1 protein-coding gene is annotated in these 1,170 nt (G+C 71.6%); it reads right to left on the bottom strand.

Annotated features, from left to right (window positions below; translation table 11 throughout):
* Positions 1–13 precede the first annotated feature (13 nt).
* Positions 14–1,111 carry an ISAs1 family transposase gene (locus tag RM540_RS16280; RefSeq protein WP_311666078.1) on the bottom strand — a complete coding sequence of 366 codons (1,098 nt, stop codon included), beginning with the start codon at positions 1,109–1,111 and terminating at the stop codon, positions 14–16.
* Between the last annotated feature and the right edge of the window lie 59 nt (positions 1,112–1,170).

Here is a 1,170-nt window from a genome sequence, read left to right as displayed (position 1 = left end):
CAGGGGCTACGCATCACTCTAGCCGGAGCACCGTCGCGAGGTAGTCGGCGTCCCAGGCGCATCGCATCCGCTTCGTCGGCGCGCCGCCCTCGGCCGTTGTCTCGGCGCGCAGCAGCGTCAGCGCCACCCGCCGCGCTACCGCCAGGTTCGCCGCTGCGTGATCGGTCCGTGTCCGGCTCGCGTCTTCGCCGAAGCTCACGTCGAGCGACCAGTGCAGCCCGTTCTCGACGCCCCAGTGCCCACGCACCGACCGCGCAAGCGTCTCGGCGTCGACCGCCAGGCTCGTCGCGAAGTAGCGCTGCTCGGTCGAGGTCTTGCCGCCCACCGTCCGCGTGGACTCCACCATCCCGACGCTCGTCAGTCCGGCCCAGAGCAGCCTCCGCAGCGCCTCGTCCGGCACAGCGGCCGACCAGTAGCGCCGCGTCTCGACGCGGCCGTGGCCACGCTCAGAGGTCTCGAAGGCGTCCACGTCTCCCGAGAGCGTCGCCTCCATCATCCAGCGCTCGGCTTGCTCGCGCAGCCCGGCCTGGTTGCCTTTGAGGCCGAACACGTAGTCCCCGCCGCCGTCGACGATCTGCTTCGCAATGTCGGTCTGGCACCCGGCCGCGTCGGTGGTGACGATGCAGCCCGAGAGGTCCAAGAGCGCCAGCAGGCGCGGGACGGCTGACACCTCGCCCTCGCCGTCGTCGGTGGTGACCTGTCCGAGTGCCGCGCCCGCCTCGGTGGCCCACGCCGAGACGACCGTCAGCATGGGCTCGCCCGCGTCGCGGGCGCGCCGGAGCCGCTTGCCGTCGACGGCGACGACCCGGCCGTCGGTCTTGCGGAAGGCCTCCTGCGCCCAGGCGGCAAACGAGCGCTCGAAGTGTCGGCGGTCGACGAGGGCGAAGACACGGCGGACGGTGTCGTGCGACGGGACGCCGTGGGTGAGCGGCAACCAGCGCCGGAGCCAGTCGAGGCGCGCCTTGCCGAAGGCCTCGATGGCGAGGAAGCTGTCGGCACCGGCCGTGATGGCGCAGAGCGCGAGGCCGAAGATGTCGGAGAGCGCGTGGCGCTTGCCGTGGTCTCGGCGCGGGTCGGGGATGAGGTCGAAGTGACCTCCAAGCAGAGCCATGAGCGGTGGAGCGGAGCGAAACCGGCTCCTACGCTACTCATGGTGATGCGTAGCCCCTG

The organism is Rubrivirga litoralis, from assembly GCF_031846415.1.
In the GTDB taxonomy this organism is placed as follows: Bacteria; Bacteroidota; Rhodothermia; order Rhodothermales; family Rubricoccaceae; genus Rubrivirga; species Rubrivirga litoralis.
The sequence above is the reverse complement of the archived record's forward strand: the minus strand, read 5'-3'. Positions and strand labels throughout refer to the sequence as shown.

What these genes read in the sequence shown, in the direction of transcription:
- RM540_RS16280 (WP_311666078.1), bottom strand. Translation starts at nt 1,111, where the DNA reads ATGGCTCTGCTTGGAGGTCACTTCGACCTCATCCCCGACCCGCGCCGA.